The sequence below is a fragment of the Salinibacter sp. genome, assembly GCF_036626415.1.
Taxonomy (GTDB): Bacteria; Bacteroidota; Rhodothermia; order Rhodothermales; family Salinibacteraceae; genus Salinibacter.
Window position 1 is genome coordinate 1 of the sequence record NZ_JAZKRW010000176.1, and the last position, 4711, is coordinate 4711.

The window sequence follows — 4711 nt, forward strand, 5'->3', positions numbered from 1 at the left end:
TTGACGGCGTATACCCGATGCACCGTCTCTCGGGCCTCGGGGCGACGAAGGTCAAGCGGACGAGGTCGGGCCATGGTCTTGCGGGAGGTTGTTGAACGAGCGGCGGTCGCGCTCCCGCCGAACACCCTCCGCCCAATACCCGTGGAGTCGTTTCGGATGGAGCACAGGGATAGAATACCCTACGCGCTTCGCTTTTCTTTCATCCATCCGCAGGGGTACCACTCAATCTTACTTCCACTTAAACAGTTATCTTTTGGATTACTCCGCTCGTTGCAGGCCTCAACGGCACTCACACTCCGCTTTCTTCAGTTCTCACCTGCCTGCATTGCCACAGAGTCGACCGGCGGCCCTGTGAAACACTTCATGTCGGCATGGATCGTGGACCCGCCAGGCAGTCTTCTCCGATGACGTATTCCTGTTCACTTTTATGACCCTCCCCGACCTCTCCACCCCGGCCCTCCTCGTCGAACAGTCGCGCCTAGAGGCAAACCTCGCGGCCATGCAGGCAAAGGCCGACGCAAATGACGTCACGCTCCGCCCCCACGCCAAGACGCACAAGTCCGTGGCCCTCGCTCGACGACAGCGCGATCGCGGCGCCGCGGGGCTGACCGTCGCCACCGTGCGGGAGGCCGAGACGTTCGTTGACGCCGGATTTGAAGACGTGCGCGTGGCCTACCCCGTCACCGGTCTCGACACGCACGAGCGGCTGCAGTCACTTCGAGATGAAGCAACTATTTCGTTCACGGTCGACACCCCGGCGGGCGCCGAGCAGGCGTCGGCCGTCTACGCGGAGGCGGACGATTCGGTCGACGTGCTCATCGAGGTGGACGTGGGCCACGGCCGCTGCGGCGTGCACTGGTCGGACGAGGACGCTGCCGGCACGCTGGCGCAGCGGATCGCGACGTTGCCGGGCCTGCAACTCGCGGGAATTCTCACGCACGCCGGGCAGGCCTACGACGGGCCGTCCGACGGGGAGACCCGGGACGAGGCGCTCCGCCGCGCGGCCCGGCAGGAGCGCGACCGGATGCTGTCGGTCGCGTCCGCCCTGAGCGAGGCAGCGGGCTCGGCCCTCGATCCCGGCGCGTTTGAAATCAGCATCGGGTCCACGCCGTCGATGGCGGCCTTTGAAAATGCCGAGCGCGACGGCTTCCGCGTCACCGAGATTCGCCCCGGCAACTACGTGATGCACGACGCGATGCAGGTGGCCCTCGGCGCCGCGGCCCTCGACGACTGCGCCCTCACGGTGCTCACGACCGTCATCAGCACACAGACCAAACCGGACGGCTCGCACCACGCCTTCGTCGACGCCGGGAAGAAGGTGTTCACCACCGACACCGGCGCCGGCACGGACGGGTACGGCGTCGCGCTGGCCGATGCCGCGTCCATGCAGCCCCATCCCGGCCTCCGCGTCGATCGTCTCTCGGAGGAGCACGGATGGCTAACGGTGGACGCAGGCGTCGACCTTGAAGTTGGAGACCGGCTCCGCATCGTGCCCAACCACGCCTGCGTGACGGTCGCCAACCAAGACCGGCTCCACGTCGTGGACGGCGACACGGGGGTCGACACGTGGACGGTGGACGCCCGTGGATGGTGATGGCCGGATCGCGCCCTCAGGCCTCGCAAACCGGACCCGTAGAGTCACATCGGTCCGGCCTGAGGGCGACCCGCTTCGGCCGGCGGACTGCGCGTCTGTGTCTGCGGCCTGCCATCGGCGGACCGCCCGTCTCATCGACCTTCCCCGTGAGTTGCCGACCAAAACCCCTGCCCGCCCCGAACGAACCGGGGCCGCGCGTCGTCTGTACACACCGCGCAGTGGCATTTACCAGCTTGCCCCCGCATGACAGAGGTCCGCTCCTACACCAACATGGACAATCTCGCCGAGCGGCTGCGAGAGGTTCCCTACACGTCGATCCTGCGCACGATCGGGCAGGTGGCCGAGCAGGAAGGCATCGAAGCGTACGCTGTAGGCGGCATGGTGCGCGACGTGCTCCTGGGCCGCTCCACCACGGACCTCGACTTTGTGACCGTCGGGCCCGATACTGGCATCGCGCTGGCCGAGGCGGTCGGCGAAGAACTAGGGGGGCACACCGCGCATGTGTATCCCACGTTCGGCACCGCCGCCATCCGCATTCCTGCGGCGGAGGCCCTGCCGGAGGGGCACCCGGACGACGCGCTCGTGTTGGAGTTCGTGGCCGCCCGCAAAGAGAGCTACCGGTCTCACTCGCGCAAGCCGGAGGTGGAGGCCGGCACGCTGGAGGAGGATCAGTACCGCCGCGACTTTACGGTCAACGCGATGGCCATCCACCTCACGCCCGGCCGCTTCGGCGATCTCATCGATCCGTTCGACGGGCGGCGCGACCTGGAACGGCGCACCATCGATACGCCGCTCGACCCCGAGGAGACATTCGAGGACGACCCGCTCCGCATGATCCGGGCCGCCCGCTTTGCCACGCAGCTGGAGTTTCGGGTGTCCGACCGCGTGTTTGACGCCATGGGCGTGAAGGCCGCGCGCGTCGAGATTCTGAGCCAGGAGCGCATCACGGAGGAGCTCCACAAGATGCTGGAGGCGGACACTCCGTCCATCGGCTTCAAGATGCTGGAGGCCTCCGGCGTGCTGGCGCACTTCATGCCCGAGATTCAGCAACTGAAAGGAGTCGACGTGGTCAACGGCCGCGACCACAAGGACAACTTCTACCACACGCTCGAAGTGCTCGACAACGTGGCCGAGCGCACCTCGGACCGTCCAGGACAAAAAACCCGCTGGCTCCGCTGGGCGGCCCTCCTCCACGACATCGCCAAGCCGGACACCAAGCGCTTCGACCCGGAGGACGGCTGGACCTTCCACGGCCACGAAGACGTGGGCGCCCGCATGATTCCGGACCTCTTCCGCACGTGGCGCCTGCCGACCGACGAGCGGATGGACTATGTGCAGAAACTTGTGCGCCTGCATCTCCGCCCCATCGCCCTGGCGGACGAAAAGGTCACCGACTCGGCCGTGCGCCGCCTGCTCTACGAGGCGGGGGACGACATCGACGACCTCATGACGCTGGTGCGCTCGGACGTAACCTCCAACAACCCCGACCGCCGGCGTCGCTACCAACGGGCCTTCGACCGCGTGGAGGAAAAGATGCGAATCGTGGAGGAGAAGGACCGCCTCCGCAACTTCGAGCCGCCGGTGGACGGCTACGAGATCATGGAGACGCTCGGGATCGACGAGGGCGTGGCGGTGGGCATCGCCAAGACGTGGATCCGCGAGGCCATTCTCGACGGCGAGATCCCCAACGAGCACGACGCGGCCTACAGCTACCTCATGGACATCAAGGACGAAGCCCTCCGCCGTGGCACCCTCTTCGAAACGATGCAGGACCGCCTGCAAGGCGCCGAGAACCGGGCGCTGGGCGCAATCAAGGAGGTTGTTTTTGAAGACCCGGACCTGCCGAAGGAGCAGGACGAGGCACTGGCGGTTCTCGAGGAGGTGAAAGAGGGGGTGGTGTCGGCAGAAGAGTCCCCCGACGCAGAACGGCCGTAGACGCGGCCAAGAGCCGAGCCCACCCTTCCGCCCCCAACCACATCATCACCGGGGCGGGCTGCACGGACGCGGATATTAGCGACCAGAGACATCCGCGTCGGTCGGCCCTTGCCCATCGTAGGCCGCCACGAAGCTGTCAAGCCGGTCGGGATCGTCGGCGCCGGGCAAAGAGCGAGTGGCGGTCTCGCAGGGGCGATCCACCCCAAGTTTGTCGCAGACGTGATCGGACACGGCCTCCGCCATTTGCCGGTAGGTCGTCAACTTGCCCCCGACGATGCTGGCGAAATTGTCGACGCCGTCGGCCGCGTGGTCCAGGGCCGTAAATCCCCGCGAGATGCCGCGCCGGTTGCTCGCCTGCTCGTCGGGGGCGTACAGCGGCCGCACCCCCCACCAGGTGCGCACCGCCGGGGCGTCGGCCACAGGGGGCAGCATGGCCGCGCACTCTCGCACCGATTTTTCGATTTCCCAGTCGGCCTGCTCGTAGTCATCCGGATCCGACACGGGCACGCTTGTCGTCCCGAGCACCGCCTCGTCGTCGTGGGGCACGACGATGTCCCCGTCGTCCGGGTCGCGGCACCGATTGAGGGCCGGGCCGAGGCCGTCGTACTCCACCGAGATCATCACGCCCCGGGAGGGTGCCATCCCCACATCGACGTCGGCCATCGACGCCACCGTGCCCGCCCAGGCCCCCGTCGCATTCACGACGTACGTGGGCTCAACCGCCGCATCGACCGTTCCCCCAACCAGTGCCTTCACGACGTGGCCTCCCTCAACGACAAGGTCTTCGAGGGGCGCGTGGGGACGAACAACCCCACCGTGGGCCTCCGCGTCGGCGGCGTTGGCCGCACTGAGGCGCGACGGATACACCACCCCGTCGGGCACCCACATCGCCCGCTCCACCTCGTTCGACAAGCCTGGCACATGGGCCTGGGCCTCCGCCGCACTAAGCAGGGTCGTCTCGATGCCAATCTCGTTGCAGGCCGCCCGCTTCTCTTCGAAGTAGTCCGGGTCGTCGTCGGCCAACTGGACAAACAAACCGCCGGTGTCGCGAATGCACGCCCCCGCAATGGAGCGGAGGATGCGATTTTCCACGATGCACTCCTCCGCCCCCACCCGGTTGGCCTCGGCGTAGCGGGCCCCGCTGTGAAGAAGGCCGTGCGACCGACTGGAGGCCCCGCTGGA

Annotated in this window: 3 protein-coding genes; 2 read left to right on the forward strand and 1 reads right to left on the reverse strand. The window is 67.1% G+C overall.

The window, feature by feature from the left end:
* Positions 1–427 precede the first annotated feature (427 nt).
* Complete coding sequence (locus tag V5A20_RS13160) at positions 428–1594, forward strand: alanine racemase (protein ID WP_332316709.1); 1167 nt, start codon at positions 428–430, stop codon at positions 1592–1594.
* Positions 1595–1864: 270 nt separating this feature from the next.
* Complete coding sequence (locus tag V5A20_RS13165; protein WP_332327545.1) at positions 1865–3529, forward strand: CCA tRNA nucleotidyltransferase; 1665 nt, start codon at positions 1865–1867, stop codon at positions 3527–3529.
* A 75-nt stretch (positions 3530–3604) separates the two neighbouring features.
* Here V5A20_RS13165 and V5A20_RS13170 read toward each other — a convergent pair.
* On the reverse strand, positions 3605–4711 hold a 1107-nt coding region (locus V5A20_RS13170; protein ID WP_332327546.1), incomplete at its 5' end, for an FAD-dependent oxidoreductase.

Excerpts from the sequence above, each read along its gene's own strand:
- V5A20_RS13160 (WP_332316709.1), top strand. The coding sequence starts at position 428 with ATGACCCTCCCCGACCTCTCCACCCCGGCCCTCCTCGTCGAACAGTCG.
- V5A20_RS13165 (WP_332327545.1), top strand. The coding sequence starts at position 1,865 with ATGGACAATCTCGCCGAGCGGCTGCGAGAGGTTCCCTACACGTCGATC.